Source organism: Pseudomonas sp. LS.1a (genome assembly GCF_022533585.1).
Taxonomy (GTDB): domain Bacteria; phylum Pseudomonadota; class Gammaproteobacteria; order Pseudomonadales; family Pseudomonadaceae; genus Aquipseudomonas.
In genome coordinates, this window is sequence record NZ_CP092827.1 from 5,270,598 (window position 1) to 5,286,271 (window position 15,674).

Consider the following 15,674-nt stretch of genomic DNA (forward strand, 5'->3'; position numbering starts at 1 on the left):
TTCGCAGGTCCTATAACGCCACATCGAGAAAGCCCGGCGCCTGGGCCAGGGCGAAGGGGCTGAAGATCGCCCAGTTGCGTTCACGCGGGAAGTGCCCCTGCACGAAAGGTGCAGCGGCACGGATCAGGGGCTGTGGTGGCGACAGCTGCAGGCTGTCCAGGGCAAAGTGCTGCAGGCCCAGCACCTCGTCCACCAGCAAGCCGACGAACAGGTCCTCGTGGTCCAGCACCAGCACCCGCCGCTGCTTGCCCGGGGCGGCGTGGCCCAGGCCGAAGAAACTGCTCAGGTCCATCACCGGCAGCAGCCGGCCACGCAGGTTGGCCACCCCGCACACCCACGGCTGCACGCCAGGGACGCGGCTGCTGCGCGGTTCGCGCAGCACCTCGGCCACCTCGCCCATGGGCGCGACGAACCATTGCCCGGCAATGCGAAAACCGATGCCGCTCCACTGTTGCAGGCGGTTGTCTTGCGGCGGCTGGTCGGCGACCAGCAGGCGGCAGCGCCGGTCGATGTCCAGCAACAACTCGAAGGCGGTCAGCGACGCGCCCTGCGGGCGGGTGGTCAAGCCCCCAGCACTTCTTTGAGCTTGGCGATCAGCGCGTCCTCTTCCACCGGCTTGGTCAGGAAGTCACGGGCGCCCTGGCGCGTGGCCCAGATGCGGTCGGTTTCCTGGTCCTTGGTGGTGACCACGATCACCGGGATGGCGCTGGTTTCCGGGTCCTTGCTGAGCTGGCGAGTGGCCTGGAAGCCGTTCATGCCAGGCATGACGATGTCCATCAGCACCGCATCTGGCTTGTCCTGCCGGGCCAGGGCCACGCCATCGGCACCATTGTTGGCCTTGAGCACCTGGTAGCCGTGCTTTTCCAGCCACTCGGTCAATCGGTACATCTCTGTCGGCGAGTCGTCGACAATCAGAACTCGGGCCATGCTGGTTCCCCATCAGGAAAGAAAGACCGTGCCATGGCGGGGCGCGGTCAGGGTGCGTGTTGTTGGGCTGCGGCAAAACCGGGCACATGGGCGCGGATCGCATCGAGCAGCTCTTCCTTGCTGAACGGTTTGGTCAGGAACTGGTCGGAGCCGACCACCCGGCCACGGGCCTTGTCGAACAGGCCGTCGCGTGACGACAGCAGAATGACCGGGGTGTCCTTGAAGGCACTGTTGTGCTTGATCACCGCGCAGGTCTGGTAACCGTCCAGGCGCGGCATCAGCACATCGACGAAAATGATGCTGGGCTGGTGGTCGACGATCTTGGCCAGGGCATCGAAGCCATCGCTGGCGGTGATCACCTCGCAGCCCGCTTCACCGAGCAACATCTGCGCGGTGCGGCGGATCGTGCGCGAATCGTCGATCACCATCACCTTCAGGGGTTGTTCCATCTGTTGGGCTACCGTTTGCCGAAATTCCGGGGCCGTTGCGGGAGCGGCCTTGCGTCGCGAAAGGGCTGCGCAGCAGCCCCATGGGCCTGTCATTCAGCACTATGACTGGCATTTTTAGCACACTCCGGGTGGCCATTCCATCTGCCGCGCCCCTTGACCGGCAGCGTTCACAGCGCCACCCTGAGCCACTTTTCTTTCGATCCATCGCGGCCACGCGCCGCCAAGAGGAACCACCCCATGAGCGTTCGCCTCGGCATTGTCATGGACCCCATCGCGTCCATCTCCTACAAGAAGGACAGCTCGCTGGCCATGCTGCTGGCCGCCCAGGCTCGCGGCTGGAGCCTGTTCTACATGGAGCAGCGTGACTTGTACCTGGGCGCCGGCCAGGCCCGTGCGCAGATGCGCCCGCTGAAAGTGTTTGCCGACCCGGCCCGCTGGTTCGAGCTGGGCGACGAGCAGGACAGTGCGCTGGCCGACCTGGACGTGGTCCTGATGCGCAAGGACCCGCCCTTCGACATGGAGTTCGTCTACAGCACCTACCTGCTGGAGCAGGCCGAGCGCGAAGGCGTGCTGGTGGTCAACCGCCCGCAGAGCCTGCGCGATTGCAACGAAAAACTGTTTGCCACCCAGTTCCCGCAGTGCATGGCGCCGACCCTGGTCAGCCGCCGTGCCGATATCCTGCGAGAGTTCGCCACCACCCACGGCGACGTGATCCTCAAGCCGCTGGACGGCATGGGCGGTACCTCGGTGTTCCGCCACCGCCCGGGTGACCCCAACCTGTCGGTGATCCTCGAAACCCTGACCCAGCACGGCGGCCAGCAGATCATGGCACAGGCCTACCTGCCCGAGATCAAGGACGGCGACAAGCGCATCCTGATGATCGACGGCGAGCCGGTGGACTACTGCCTGGCGCGCATCCCGGCCAGCGGCGAGACCCGTGGCAACCTGGCCGCCGGCGGCCGTGGCGAAGCACGCCCGCTGACCGACCGCGACCGCTGGATCGCCGCCCAGGTCGGCCCGACCCTGCGCGAGAAGGGGCTGCTGTTCGTGGGCCTGGACGTGATCGGCGACTACCTCACCGAAATCAACGTCACCAGCCCCACCTGCATCCGCGAGATCGATGCCGCCTACAACACCGATATCGGCGGCAAGCTGATGGATGCCATTGATCGCCAGCTGAAGGCGCGCTGACCGCCGACGCACGGCAACAACCCAGAGTGGGGTATGATGCGGGTCCTTTTTGCCTGGCCTGTTGCCCCGCCCTGCGGTTGCTGGATACCTGATGACGCTGCCCGCTGACATCCCCGCCGACCTGCTGCCCCCCCGAGTTCGCCCGGTGGACCGGCTCGGCTTTACCCTGTTCCTGGCTGCCCTGGTGCACCTGGCGCTGATCCTCGGCGTCGGTTTCAGCGTGGTCAAGCCTGCCGAAATCCGCCACACCATGGACATCACCCTGGCCACCTTCAAAAGCGAGAAACCGCCGCAGAAGGCCGATTTCCAGGCCCAGGACAACCAGCAGGGCAGCGGCACCCTGGACAAGAAAGCGGTGCCCAAGACCACCGAACTGGCGCCGTTCCAGGACAGCAAGATCAACAAGATCACCCCGCCACCTGCAGCCAGGCCCGAGGTTGTGCCGCCCCCTGCCCCGCAGAAGTCGGCGGTCGTGACCACGGCGCCCAAACCGCAAAAGGTCGAGCCCAAGCCCAAGGAAAGCAAGCCGCGGCCCAAGCCGGAAGCGCCGGCACCGGACTTCGACAGCTCGCAGCTGTCCAGCCAGATCGCCAGCCTGGAGGCGGAGCTGTCCAACGAGCAGCAGATGTATGCCAAGCGCCCGCGTATCCACCGGCTCAATGCCGCCTCGACCATGCGCGACAAGGGCGCCTGGTACAAGGAAGAATGGCGCAAGAAGGTCGAGCGGGTGGGTAACCTGAACTACCCCGACGAAGCGCGCCGGCAACAGATCTACGGCAACTTGCGCATGATGGTGTCGATCAACCGCGATGGCTCGCTGTACGAGGTGCTGGTACTGGAGTCGTCCGGGCAACCGGTGCTGGACCAGGCGGCGCAGCGCATCGTGCGGCTGGCGGCGCCGTTTGCACCGTTTACCGGGGACCTGGCCGAGTTTGACCGGTTGGAGATCATCCGCACCTGGCGCTTTGCCCGTGGGGACCGTCTGTCCAGTAACTGATTTGCGGCCTTGCGCGATCGCTGTGGGAGCGGGTTTACCCGCGAATGCGCCAGATCAGGCAATGATGCCGCCTGGTCGGACGCATTCGCGGGTAAACCCGCTCCCACAGCGATCGCGCAAGCCTCGTTGAGCACCTTGTCAGCCTCGCCACCTGGCGCCACACTATCCCCCATGAAAACCCACACGCCGAGCTACCTCAAGCATCAGTTCCTGATCGCCATGCCGCACATGGCCGATCCGAACTTCGCCCAGACCCTCACGTACATCGTCGAGCACAACGCCCATGGCGCCATGGGCCTGGTGGTCAACCGGCCGCAGGAGCTGAACCTGGCCGACATCCTCGAGCAGCTGCGCCCGGACGAAATGCCGCCGGCCAGCACCTTGCAGGTGCCGATCTACCTGGGTGGCCCGGTACAGACCGACCGAGGCTTCGTGCTGCACAGCAGCGAGTGCAGCTTCCAGGCCACCGTCGCACTGGAAGGGCTGTCGCTGACCACGTCGCAGGATATCCTGTTGGCCATCGCCGCCGGAGTCGGCCCGAAACAGAGCCTGATCACCCTGGGCTATGCCGGCTGGGAAGCGGGCCAACTGGAAGAGGAACTGGCCGACAACGCCTGGCTCAACTGCCCGTTCGACCCGGAAATCATCTTCGGCAAGGCCAGCGACCTGCGCCTGGAAGCCGCCGCCGCCAGCCTGGGGATCAACCTGAACCTGCTGACCAGCCAGGCGGGCCACGCCTGATGGCTGAACTGCACCCTGAACTACGTCTACTGCTGGGCTTCGACTACGGCAGCAAACAGATCGGCGTGGCCGTCGGCCAGGTGGTCACCGGCCAGGCCCGCGAGCTGTGCACCCTGAAGGCGCAGAACGGCGTGCCGGACTGGGCCCAGGTGGAAAAGCTGATTGCCGAATGGAAGCCCGATGCCATCGTCGTCGGCCTGCCGCTGAACATGGACGGCACCCCCAGCGAAATGAGCGCCCGCGCGGAAAAATTCGCCCGCCGCCTGAACGGCCGCTTCAACCTGCCCGTGCACACCCACGACGAACGCCTGACCACCTTCGAGGCCAAGGGCGAGCGCATGGCCCGTGGCGGCCAGCGCGGCAGCTACCGCGACAACCCGGTCGATGCCATCGCCGCCGCCCTGTTGTTGCAAGGCTGGCTGGAGGCCAATACCTGATCATCTTTGCCGCCGGGCCCGCCCGGCGCACCCTTCCGAGGAGCCCGCAATGAGCCTACCCAATCCCGCCGAGCTGATCCGGCAGATGGCTGACGACCTTCGCGCCCACCTGGCCCGCCGGGCAATTACCGAGCCGCGTTACATCGGCATCCGCACCGGCGGTGTCTGGGTTGCCCAGGCCCTGCAGGAAGCCATGGGCGACACCAGCCCCATGGGCACTCTGGACGTCTCGTTCTATCGCGACGACTTCAGCCAGAACGGCCTGCACCCGCAAGTGCGTCCGTCCGAGCTGCCGTTCGAGGTCGAGGGCCAGCACCTGGTGCTGGTGGATGACGTGCTGATGAGTGGTCGCACGGTGCGCGCCGCGCTCAACGAACTGTTCGATTATGGCCGCCCGGCCAGCGTCACCCTGGTCTGCCTGTTGGACCTGGATGCCGGCGAACTGCCGATCCGCCCGAATGTGCTCGGCGCCACCCTGTCGCTGGCTGCCCATGAACGGGTAAAATTGACCGGACCCGCACCGCTCGCCCTCGAGCGCCAGGACCTCGCCTCCGCTTCCGCCCTTTAAGAGTCCCCCGCGATGACGCCAATCGACGCCAAGCGCCCGCTGCAGCTCAATTATCAGGGCCAGCTGCGCCACTTCCTCTCGCTCGACGGTTTGCCCCGCGAACTGCTCACCGAGATCCTCGACACCGCCGACTCCTTCCTCGAAGTCGGTGCCCGGGCCGTGAAAAAAGTCCCGTTGCTGCGCGGCAAGACCGTGTGCAACGTGTTCTTCGAGAACTCCACCCGTACCCGTACCACCTTCGAACTTGCCGCCCAGCGCCTGTCGGCCGACGTGATCAGCCTGAACGTGTCGACCTCCTCGACCAGCAAGGGCGAGACCCTGTTCGACACCCTGCGCAACCTCGAAGCCATGGCCGCCGACATGTTCGTGGTGCGCCACTCCGACTCCGGGGCCGCGCACTTCATCGCCGAGCACGTGTGCCCGGAAGTGGCCGTGATCAACGGTGGTGATGGCCGCCACGCGCACCCGACCCAGGGCATGCTAGACATGCTCACCATCCGCCGCCACAAGGGCAGCTTCGAGAACCTGTCGGTGGCCATCGTCGGCGACATCCTGCACTCGCGCGTGGCCCGCTCCGACATGCTGGCACTCAAAGCGCTGGGCTGCCCGGACATTCGCGTGGTCGGCCCGAAAACCCTGATCCCGATCGGCATCGAGCAATACGGTGTGAAGGTGTACACCGACCTCGCCGAAGGCCTTAAGGACGTCGACGTGGTGATCATGTTGCGCCTGCAGCGTGAGCGCATGGCCGGCGGCCTGCTGCCCAGTGAAGGCGAGTTCTACCGCCTGTTCGGCCTGACCACCGCGCGCCTGGCCGGGGCCAAGCCCGACGCCATCGTCATGCACCCAGGCCCGATCAACCGTGGCGTGGAAATCGAGTCGGCGGTGGCCGACGGCAAGCACTCGGTGATCCTCAACCAGGTCACCTACGGCATCGCCGTGCGCATGGCCGTGCTGTCCATGGCCATGAGCGGGCAGAACGCGCAACGTCAATTCGACCAGGAGAACGCCCAGTGACCATCAGTATTCTCGGCGCCCGGGTCATCGACCCCAACAGCGGCCTGGACCAGGTCACCGACCTGCACCTGGACGGCGGCCGCATTGCCGCCATCGGCGCAGCCCCGGAGGGGTTCAGCGCCAGCCGCACGATCCAGGCTGATGGCCTGGTCGCCGCGCCCGGCCTGGTCGACCTCGGTGTGTCCCTGCGCGAGCCGGGCTACAGCCGCAAAGGCAATATCGCCAGTGAAACCCGCGCCGCCGTCGCCGGCGGTGTCACCAGCCTGTGCTGCCCGCCGCAGACCAAGCCGGTGCTGGACACCTCGGCCGTGGCCGAGCTGATCCTCGACCGCGCCCGCGAGGCCGCCAACAGCAAGGTCTACCCGATCGGCGCCCTGACCAAGGGCCTGGAAGGCGAGCAGCTGGCCGAGCTGGTGGCCCTGCGCGACACCGGCTGCGTGGCCTTCGGCAATGGCCTGAAGGAAATCCCCAACAACCGTACCCTGGCCCGCGCCCTGGAATACGCCGCCACCTTCGACCTGACCGTGGTGTTCCACTCCCAGGACCGCGACCTGGCCCACGGCGGCCTGGCCCACGAAGGTGCCATGGCCAGCTTCCTCGGCCTGCCGGGCATCCCGGAAACCGCCGAGACCGTGGCCCTGGCGCGCAACCTGCTGCTGGTCGAACAGACCGGCGTGCGCGCGCACTTCACCCAGATCACCAGTGCCCGTGGCGCGCGGCTGATCGAGCAGGCCCAGCAGCTTGGCCTGCCGGTGACCGCCGACGTGGCGCTGTACCAGCTGATTCTCACCGACGAATCGCTGCGTGAATTCTCCAGCCTGTACCACGTGCAACCACCGCTGCGTACCACCGCCGACCGTGACGGCCTGCGTGCGGCAGTGAAGTCGGGGGTGATCCAGGCGATTTCCAGCCACCACCAGCCGCACGAGCGCGACGCCAAGCTGGCCCCGTTCGGCGCCACCGAGCCGGGCATCAGTAGCGTCGAACTGCTGCTGCCGCTGGCCATGACCCTGGTGCAGGACGGCCTGCTCGACCTGCCAACCCTGCTGGCCCGCCTGAGCAGCGGCCCGGCGGCGGCCCTGCGCCTGCCGGCCGGTGAGCTGAAAGTGGGTGGCGCGGCCGACCTGGTGCTGTTCGACCCGCAAGCCTCGACCGTGGCCGGCGAGCAATGGTTCTCGCGCGGCGAGAACTGCCCGTTCATCGGCCACTGCCTGCCGGGTGCAGTGCGTTATACCTTGGTCGATGGGCACGTCTGCCACGAGGCCTGAGTACCCCCTGTGGGAGCGGCCTTGTGTCGCGATAGGGCCGCAAAGCGGCCCCAGCAATCTATGCGTGATGCCGAGAACCTGGGGCCGCTGCGCGGCCCTTTCGCCACGCAAGGCCGCTCCCACATTGACCGCGTACAACCTTGAGCCTGCACCGACCATTCATCCCCCACGGTTGAAATCCTTCCCCCCACCCCCATATGAGTCTGCATCAGGCACTTTCGCCCCGCTGCGTGGAGACTCTCCCCTTGACCACCATCGTTTCTGTCCGCCGTAACGGCAAAGTCGTCATGGGCGGCGACGGCCAGGTATCCCTCGGCAACACCGTGATGAAAGGCAACGCCAAGAAGGTGCGCCGCCTGTATCACGGCCAGGTCATCGCGGGCTTCGCCGGCGCCACCGCCGATGCGTTCACCCTGTTCGAGCGCTTTGAAGGCCAGCTTGAAAAACACCAGGGCCACCTGGTCCGTGCCGCCGTCGAGCTGGCCAAGGAATGGCGTACCGACCGTTCCCTGAGCCGCCTGGAAGCCATGCTGGCCGTAGCCAACAAGGACGCCTCCCTGATCATCACCGGCAACGGCGACGTGGTCGAGCCCGAGGACGGCCTGATCGCCATGGGTTCCGGCGGCGCCTACGCCCAGGCTGCAGCCCGCGCCCTGCTGGACAAGACCGACCTCTCGGCCCGTGAAATCGCCGAGACCGCCCTGAACATCGCCGGCGACATCTGCGTGTTCACCAACCACAACCTGACCATCGAGGAGCAGGACCTGGCCGACTGATCAGTGGTTCTGGCGTCCCATCCCGGTGATGGGACTTTTCCACGCTGATTCATTCCGCCCGAGGACCATTTTCATCATGTCCATGACCCCCCGCGAGATCGTCCACGAACTCAACCGCCACATCATCGGCCAGGACGACGCCAAGCGCGCCGTGGCCATTGCCCTGCGCAACCGCTGGCGGCGCATGCAGCTCCCTGCCGAGCTGCGTGCCGAAGTGACACCGAAGAACATCCTGATGATCGGCCCTACCGGCGTCGGCAAGACCGAAATCGCCCGCCGCCTGGCCAAGCTGGCCAATGCGCCGTTCCTCAAGGTCGAAGCCACCAAGTTCACCGAAGTGGGCTACGTGGGCCGCGACGTCGAGTCGATCATCCGCGACCTGGCCGATGCCGCGCTGAAGATGCTGCGTGAGCAGGAAATCATCCGCGTGCGCCACCGCGCCGAAGATGCCGCCGAAGACCGCATCCTCGACGCCCTGCTGCCGCAGGCGCGGGTAAGCAGCTTCGCCGAGGAAGCCGCGCAGACCAGCACCGACTCCAACACCCGCCAACTGTTCCGCAAGCGCCTGCGCGAAGGCCAGCTGGACGACAAGGAAATCGAGATCGAAGTGGCCGATGCCGTGGGCGTGGAAATTGCCGCGCCGCCCGGCATGGAAGAAATGACCAACCAGCTGCAGAGCCTGTTCGCCAACATGGGCAAAGGCAAGCGCAAGGCGCGCAAGCTGAAGGTGAAAGAAGCGCTGAAGATGGTTCGCGATGAAGAAGCGAGCCGCCTGGTCAACGAGGAAGAGCTCAAGGCCAAGGCCCTGGAAGCGGTCGAGCAGCACGGCATCGTGTTCATCGACGAAATCGACAAGGTTGCCAAGCGTGGCAACGTTGGTGGTGCCGATGTGTCCCGTGAAGGCGTGCAGCGCGACCTGCTGCCGCTGATCGAAGGCTGCACGGTCAACACCAAGTTGGGCATGGTCAAGACCGACCACATCCTGTTCATTGCCTCGGGTGCGTTCCACCTGAGCAAGCCGAGCGACCTGGTGCCCGAGCTGCAAGGCCGCCTGCCGATCCGCGTGGAGCTCAAGGCCCTGACCCCGGAAGACTTCGAGCGCATCCTGCAGGAGCCGCACGCGTCGCTGACCGAGCAGTACCAGGCCCTGCTGAAAACCGAAGGCCTGAACATCGAGTTCCTCGCCGACGGCATCAAGCGCCTGGCCGAAATTGCCTACCAGGTCAACGAGAAGACCGAGAACATCGGTGCCCGCCGCCTGCACACCCTGCTCGAGCGGTTGCTCGAAGAGGTGTCGTTCAGCGCTGGCGACCTGGCCAGCACCCATGACGAAGCGCCGATCCAGATCGACGCGGCGTATGTGAACAGCCACCTGGGTGAGCTGGCGCAGAACGAAGACCTGTCGCGTTACATCCTGTAAAAACGGCGTCGACTGCTTCGCGGGCACGCCCGCTCCCACAGGATCACCACAGACCCAAAGCATGTGGTGATCCTGTGGGAGCGGGCGTGCCCGCGAAGAGGCCCTTGAATCCCTCCATCATAAGCTGGAAGCTTGCTTCATCAGCTCCCGAGAGATTCCGCCCATGGCCCGCCTGCCCACCGCCATCAACCTGCACAAAGCCTCGAAAACCCTCAGCCTCACCTACGCCCCCGGCGAGGTCTACCACCTGCCCGCCGAATTCCTGCGCGTGCATTCCCCCTCCGCCGAGGTCCAGGGCCACGGCAACCCCATCCTGCAGTTCGGCAAGATCAACGTCGGCCTCATCGGCCTGGAACCTGCCGGCCAATATGCACTGAAACTGACCTTCGACGACGGCCATGACAGCGGTCTGTTCACCTGGGAATACCTCGAACAGCTGTGCCTGCGCCAGGAACAGCTGTGGGCCGAGTACCTCGACGAACTGCACAAGGCCGGAAAGTCCCGCGACCCCGCCGAGTCGGTGGTCAAACTCATGCTCTAGCGCAAGGCCTGCCGGGTTTAGAGCGCATTTTCTAAAATCATCTGTTTGAATGACTTACAGACAGCCCAATGACGGGCTGTCTTGCGCATTACATGAAAGTCGGGTAACCAATGGGGGGTGGCAAGTTCCCTGCATCAAATGGCAGGTAGTCAGAACCCTCGCAGCACCGCTGTTCCTTATCACTGGTAACCCGAGTAGCAGTACCGGGCTCAGCACTGTGCACCCGCCACAGCAACCGGTACTCGTCTCAGGACAACGGAGCGTCGTAGATGAGTAACAAGAACAACGATGAGCTGCAGCGGCAGGCCTCGGAAAACACCCTGGGGCTGAACCCGGTCATCGGTATCCGTCGCAAGGACCTGTTGAGCTCGGCACGCACCGTGCTGCGCCAGGCCGTGCGCCAACCGCTGCACAGCGCCAAGCATGTGGCCCACTTTGGCCTGGAACTGAAGAACGTACTGCTGGGCAAGTCCAGCCTTGCCCCGGAAAGCGACGACCGTCGCTTCAATGACCCGGCCTGGAGCAACAACCCGCTTTACCGCCGCTACCTGCAAACCTACCTGGCCTGGCGCAAAGAGCTGCAGGACTGGATCGGCAGCAGCGACCTGTCGCCCCAGGACATCAGCCGCGGCCAGTTCGTCATCAACCTGATGACCGAGGCCATGGCACCGACCAACACCCTGTCCAACCCGGCAGCGGTCAAACGCTTCTTCGAAACCGGCGGCAAGAGCCTGCTCGATGGCCTGTCCAACCTGGCCAAGGACCTGGTCAACAACGGCGGCATGCCGAGCCAGGTGAACATGGACGCCTTCGAGGTGGGCAAGAACCTGGGCACCAGCGAAGGTGCCGTGGTGTACCGCAACGATGTGCTGGAGCTGATCCAGTACAGCCCCATCACCGAGCAGGTGCATGCCCGCCCGCTGCTGGTGGTGCCACCGCAGATCAACAAGTTCTACGTATTCGACCTGAGCCCGGAAAAGAGCCTGGCGCGCTACTGCCTGCGCTCGCAGCAGCAGACCTTCATCATCAGCTGGCGCAACCCGACCAAGGCCCAGCGCGAATGGGGCCTGTCCACCTACATCGATGCACTCAAGGAAGCAGTCGACGCGGTGCTGGCGATTACCGGCAGCAAAGACCTGAACATGCTCGGTGCCTGCTCCGGCGGCATCACCTGCACGGCGTTGGTGGGCCACTATGCCGCCCTTGGCGAGAACAAGGTCCATGCCCTGACCCTGCTGGTCAGCGTGCTGGACACCACCATGGACAACCAGGTCGCGCTGTTCGTCGACGAGCAGACCCTGGAGGCCGCCAAGCGTCACTCGTACCAGGCTGGCGTGCTCGAAGGCAGCGAGATGGCCAAGGTGTTCGCCTGGATGCGCCCCAACGACCTGATCTGGAATTACTGGGTCAACAACTACCTGCTCGGCAACGAGCCGCCGGTATTCGACATCCTGTTCTGGAACAACGACACCACGCGTCTGCCGGCCGCCTTCCACGGCGACCTCATCGAAATGTTCAAGAGCAACCCGCTGACCCGCCCGGACGCCCTGGAAGTGTGCGGTACGCCGATCGACCTGAAAAAAGTGCAGTGCGACATCTTCAGCGTAGCGGGCACCGCCGACCACATCACCCCGTGGCAGTCGTGCTATCGCTCGGCACACCTGTTCGGCGGCAAGATCGAGTTCGTGCTGTCCAACAGCGGCCATATCCAGAGCATCCTCAACCCACCGGGCAACCCCAAGGCACGCTTCATGACCGGTGCCGATCGCCCGGGTGACCCGGTGGCCTGGCAGGAAAACGCCACCAAGCATGCAGACTCCTGGTGGCTGCACTGGCAAAGCTGGCTGGGCGAGCGTGCCGGCGAGCTGAAAAAGGCGCCGACCCGCCTGGGCAACCGAGCCTATGCCGCCGGCGAAGCCGCCCCGGGCACCTACGTTCACGAGCGTTGAGCTGCAGCGCCGTGGCCCCTGCGGGGTGCCACGGTGTTCATTTCACCCAAGAGTCACGTGCATGCCGCAACCCTATATCTTCAGGACCGTCGAGCTGGACAACCAGTCCATTCGCACCGCCGTCCGCCCGGGCAAACCGCACCTGACGCCGCTGCTGATCTTCAACGGCATCGGCGCGAACCTGGAGCTGGTGTTTCCGTTCATCGAAGCACTGGACCCGGACCTGGAAGTCATTGCCTTCGACGTGCCCGGGGTCGGCGGCTCGTCCACGCCGCGCCACCCGTACCGCTTCCCCGGGCTGGCCAAACTGACAGCACGCATGCTCGATTACCTCGACTATGGCCAGGTCAATGTCATCGGCGTGTCCTGGGGCGGCGCCCTGGCCCAGCAGTTCGCCCACGATTACCCCGAGCGCTGCAAGAAGCTGGTGCTGGCCGCCACTGCCGCCGGTGCGGTGATGGTGCCGGGCAAGCCCAAGGTGCTGTGGATGATGGCCAGCCCACGGCGCTACGTACAGCCGTCGCATGTCATCCGCATTGCGCCGACGATCTATGGCGGCGGCTTCCGGCGTGACCCGGAGCTGGCCATGCAGCATGCCGCCAAGGTGCGCTCCGGCGGCAAGATGGGCTACTACTGGCAGCTGTTCGCCGGGCTTGGCTGGACCAGCATCCACTGGCTGCACAAGATCCAGCAGCCAACCCTGGTGCTGGCCGGCGACGACGACCCGCTGATCCCGCTGATCAACATGCGCCTGCTGGCCTGGCGAATTCCCAATGCCCAGCTACACATTATCGACGACGGCCATCTGTTCCTGATCACCCGGGCCGAGGCCGTCGCCCCGATCATCATGAAGTTCCTTCAACAAGAACGACAGCGCGCCGTCATGCACCCTCGCCCGGCTTCGGGAGTGTGAGGGCGATTTGGGGCCCTGTGGGAGCGGGTTCACCCGCGAAGAATCCAGCTCGGTGCATGGCACCGGCTTCGCCGGTGTTCGCGGGTGAACCCGCTCCCACAGAGCCCCTGCCAAATCAATAAGTATGTTTAGTCATGAGGCACCAGGTCAGGACGAGGGAGTGTTGCCATGAAAGACAAACCGGCCAAAGGAACGCCAACGCTTCCCGCCACCAGCATGAACGTGCAGAACGCCATCCTCGGCCTGCGCGGCCGGGACCTGATTTCCACGCTGCGCAATGTCAGCCGCCAGAGCTTGCGCCACCCGCTGCACACCGCGCATCACCTGTTGGCTCTGGGCGGCCAGCTGGGCCGGGTGATGCTGGGTGACACACCGTATCAGCCGAACCCGCGCGATCCACGCTTCAACGACCCTACATGGAGCCAGAACCCATTCTACCGCCGTGGCCTGCAGGCCTACCTGGCCTGGCAGAAGCAGACCCGCCTGTGGATCGAGGAAAGCCACCTGGACGACGATGACCGCGCCCGTGCGCACTTCCTGTTCAACCTGATCAACGATGCGTTGGCACCGAGCAACTCGCTCCTCAACCCGCTGGCGGTCAAGGAGATGTTCAACAGCGGAGGCCTGAGCCTGGTACGCGGCGTGGCCCACCTGCTCGATGATCTGCGCCACAATGACGGCCTGCCACGCCAGGTCGACGAACGCGCTTTCGAAGTAGGCGGCAACCTGGCCGCGACCGCCGGCGCCGTGGTGTTCCGCAACGAGCTGCTGGAACTGATCCAGTACAAGCCGATGAGCGAAAAGCAGCACGCCAGGCCACTGCTGGTGGTGCCGCCGCAGATCAACAAGTTCTACATCTTCGACCTCAGCTCGACCAACAGCTTCGTCCAGTACATGCTCAAGAGCGGCCTGCAGGTATTCATGGTCAGCTGGCGCAACCCCGACCCGCGCCACCGCGAGTGGGGCCTGTCCAGCTATGTGCAGGCCCTGGAAGAAGCGCTCAACGCCTGCCGCAGCATCAGCGGCAACCGCGACCCCAACCTGATGGGCGCCTGCGCCGGCGGCCTGACCATGGCCGCGTTGCAGGGCCACCTGCAGGCCAAGCACCAACTGCGCCGGGTGCGCAGCGCCACCTACCTGGTCAGCCTGCTGGACAGCAAGTTCGAAAGCCCAGCCAGCCTGTTCGCCGACGAGCAAACCATCGAGGCCGCCAAGCGCCGCTCCTACCAGCGCGGCGTGCTGGATGGCGCCGAGGTGGCGCGGATCTTTGCCTGGATGCGGCCCAACGACCTGATCTGGAACTACTGGGTCAACAACTACCTGCTCGGCAAGACACCACCGGCCTTCGACATCCTGTACTGGAACGCCGACAGCACGCGCCTGCCCGCCGCGCTGCATGGCGACCTGCTGGACTTCTTCAAGCACAACCCGCTGACCCACCCCGCCGGCCTGGAGGTATGCGGCACCCCCATCGACCTGCAGAAGGTCGAGCTGGACAGCTTCACCGTGGCCGGCAGCAACGATCACATCACCCCGTGGGACGCGGTGTACCGCTCGGCCTTGCTGCTGGGGGGCGACCGGCGCTTCGTGCTGGCCAATAGCGGGCACATCCAGAGCATCATCAACCCGCCCGGCAACCCCAAGGCCTACTACCTGGCCAACCCCAAACTGTCCAGCGACCCGCGCGCCTGGTTCCACGACGCCAAGCGCAGCGAAGGCAGCTGGTGGCCGTTGTGGCTGGAGTGGATCACCGCGCGCTCCGGCCCGCTCAAGGCACCGCGCAGCGAGCTGGGCAATACCACCTACCCACCGCTGGGCCCAGCGCCGGGCACTTACGTGCTGACCCGATGAGCATGCCGACTGGATGAAGACTCGCGACCGTATCCTCGAATGCGCCCTGCAACTGTTCAACCAGCAGGGCGAACCGAACGTATCCACCCTGGAGATTGCCAACGAACTGGGCATCAGCCCCGGCAACCTTTACTACCACTTCCACGGCAAGGAGCCGTTGGTGCTGGGGCTGTTCGAGCGCTTTGAAGAAGCGCTGATGCCCTTGCTCGACCCGCCGCTGGAGGTACGCCTGGACGCCGAGGACTACTGGCTGTTCCTGCACCTGATCGTCGAGCGCATGGCGCAGTACCGTTTCCTGTTCCAGGACCTGTCGAACCTGACCGGGCGCCTGCCCAAACTGGCCCGCGGCATGCGCAGCCTGATCAACGCGCTCAAGCGCACGCTGGCGGCATTGCTGGCCAGCCTCAAGGGCCAGGGGCTGGTTGAGAGCGATACCCAGGCGCTGGGGCAACTGGTGGAGCAGATCACCCTGACGCTGATGTTCTCACTGGATTACCAGCGGGTACTGGGGCGCGATGGGGATGTGGGGATTGTGGTGTACCAGGTGATGATGCTGGTGGCGCCGCATCTGCAGGCTCAGGCGCGGGGGGCGGCGGAGCAGTTGGCGGTGCGCTACCTGGAGGGTTAAG

General features: G+C 65.2%; 17 protein-coding genes. 14 read left to right on the forward strand and 3 right to left on the reverse strand.

The features are described from left to right. Positions 1–10: 10 nt before the first annotated feature. Genes MKK04_RS24280 through MKK04_RS24290 form a run of 3 tightly spaced genes read right to left on the reverse strand, consistent with a single transcriptional unit; the run spans position 11 to position 1,376 of the window. On the reverse strand, positions 11–565 hold the full coding sequence (locus MKK04_RS24280) for a chemotaxis protein CheW (RefSeq protein ID WP_003257767.1): 555 nt from the start codon (positions 563–565) through the stop codon (positions 11–13). Then, a complete protein-coding gene (gene pilH, locus MKK04_RS24285; RefSeq protein WP_025340906.1) occupies positions 562–927 on the reverse strand; it encodes a twitching motility response regulator PilH in 366 nt (121 codons plus the stop codon). The genes MKK04_RS24280 and pilH overlap by 4 nt, the downstream gene beginning before the upstream one ends. Before the next feature lie 47 nt (positions 928–974). Continuing rightward, on the reverse strand, positions 975–1,376 hold the full coding sequence (locus tag MKK04_RS24290; protein ID WP_003257770.1) for a response regulator: 402 nt from the start codon (positions 1,374–1,376) through the stop codon (positions 975–977). 237 nt (positions 1,377–1,613) lie between these two features. Here MKK04_RS24290 and gshB point away from each other — a divergent pair, with 237 nt between their 5' ends. The 14 genes from gshB (at position 1,614) to MKK04_RS24360 (ending at position 15,673) form a co-directional block, all read left to right on the forward strand. Next, a complete protein-coding gene (gene gshB, locus MKK04_RS24295) occupies positions 1,614–2,567 on the forward strand; it encodes a glutathione synthase (RefSeq protein WP_207828505.1) in 954 nt (317 codons plus the stop codon). A gap of 91 nt (positions 2,568–2,658) precedes the next feature. Continuing rightward, positions 2,659–3,564 (forward strand): energy transducer TonB, encoded by a 906-nt coding sequence (locus MKK04_RS24300; RefSeq protein WP_207828502.1) that lies wholly within the window; start codon positions 2,659–2,661, stop codon positions 3,562–3,564. A gap of 171 nt (positions 3,565–3,735) precedes the next feature. Continuing rightward, positions 3,736–4,305: a YqgE/AlgH family protein gene (locus MKK04_RS24305; RefSeq protein ID WP_207828494.1), complete on the forward strand. Its 570-nt coding sequence runs from the start codon at positions 3,736–3,738 to the stop codon at positions 4,303–4,305. Then, positions 4,305–4,742, forward strand: a complete 438-nt coding sequence (ruvX, locus tag MKK04_RS24310; protein ID WP_013974530.1) for a Holliday junction resolvase RuvX — start codon at positions 4,305–4,307, stop codon at positions 4,740–4,742. Before MKK04_RS24305 ends, ruvX begins: the two co-directional genes overlap by 1 nt. Positions 4,743–4,791: 49 nt before the next feature. Further along, positions 4,792–5,310: a bifunctional pyr operon transcriptional regulator/uracil phosphoribosyltransferase PyrR gene (gene pyrR / locus MKK04_RS24315; protein ID WP_063912001.1), complete on the forward strand. Its 519-nt coding sequence runs from the start codon at positions 4,792–4,794 to the stop codon at positions 5,308–5,310. Between the two features lie 12 nt (positions 5,311–5,322). Next, a complete protein-coding gene (locus MKK04_RS24320; RefSeq protein WP_241106048.1) occupies positions 5,323–6,327 on the forward strand; it encodes an aspartate carbamoyltransferase catalytic subunit in 1,005 nt (334 codons plus the stop codon). After that, a complete protein-coding gene (locus tag MKK04_RS24325; RefSeq protein WP_241106049.1) occupies positions 6,324–7,595 on the forward strand; it encodes a dihydroorotase in 1,272 nt (423 codons plus the stop codon). Before MKK04_RS24320 ends, MKK04_RS24325 begins: the two co-directional genes overlap by 4 nt. Positions 7,596–7,840: 245 nt before the next feature. Further along, positions 7,841–8,371 carry an ATP-dependent protease subunit HslV gene (gene hslV / locus MKK04_RS24330; protein WP_207828483.1) on the forward strand — a complete coding sequence of 177 codons (531 nt, stop codon included), beginning with the start codon at positions 7,841–7,843 and terminating at the stop codon, positions 8,369–8,371. Positions 8,372–8,447: 76 nt separating this feature from the next. Continuing rightward, positions 8,448–9,791, forward strand: a complete 1,344-nt coding sequence (hslU, locus tag MKK04_RS24335) for an ATP-dependent protease ATPase subunit HslU (RefSeq protein WP_015272084.1) — start codon at positions 8,448–8,450, stop codon at positions 9,789–9,791. A 163-nt stretch (positions 9,792–9,954) separates the two neighbouring features. Next, positions 9,955–10,332: a gamma-butyrobetaine hydroxylase-like domain-containing protein gene (locus MKK04_RS24340; RefSeq protein WP_207828480.1), complete on the forward strand. Its 378-nt coding sequence runs from the start codon at positions 9,955–9,957 to the stop codon at positions 10,330–10,332. 269 nt (positions 10,333–10,601) lie between these two features. Beyond that, a complete protein-coding gene (gene phaC, locus MKK04_RS24345) occupies positions 10,602–12,281 on the forward strand; it encodes a class II poly(R)-hydroxyalkanoic acid synthase (protein WP_087499673.1) in 1,680 nt (559 codons plus the stop codon). 61 nt (positions 12,282–12,342) lie between these two features. Continuing rightward, positions 12,343–13,194 (forward strand): poly(3-hydroxyalkanoate) depolymerase, encoded by an 852-nt coding sequence (phaZ, locus tag MKK04_RS24350; RefSeq protein ID WP_085587802.1) that lies wholly within the window; start codon positions 12,343–12,345, stop codon positions 13,192–13,194. Between the two features lie 168 nt (positions 13,195–13,362). Then, entirely contained in the window at positions 13,363–15,045 is a 1,683-nt protein-coding gene (phaC, locus tag MKK04_RS24355; protein WP_207828477.1) for a class II poly(R)-hydroxyalkanoic acid synthase, read from the forward strand. 13 nt (positions 15,046–15,058) lie between these two features. Continuing rightward, positions 15,059–15,673, forward strand: a complete 615-nt coding sequence (locus MKK04_RS24360; protein ID WP_233694671.1) for a TetR/AcrR family transcriptional regulator — start codon at positions 15,059–15,061, stop codon at positions 15,671–15,673. Position 15,674: the final 1 nt, after the last annotated feature.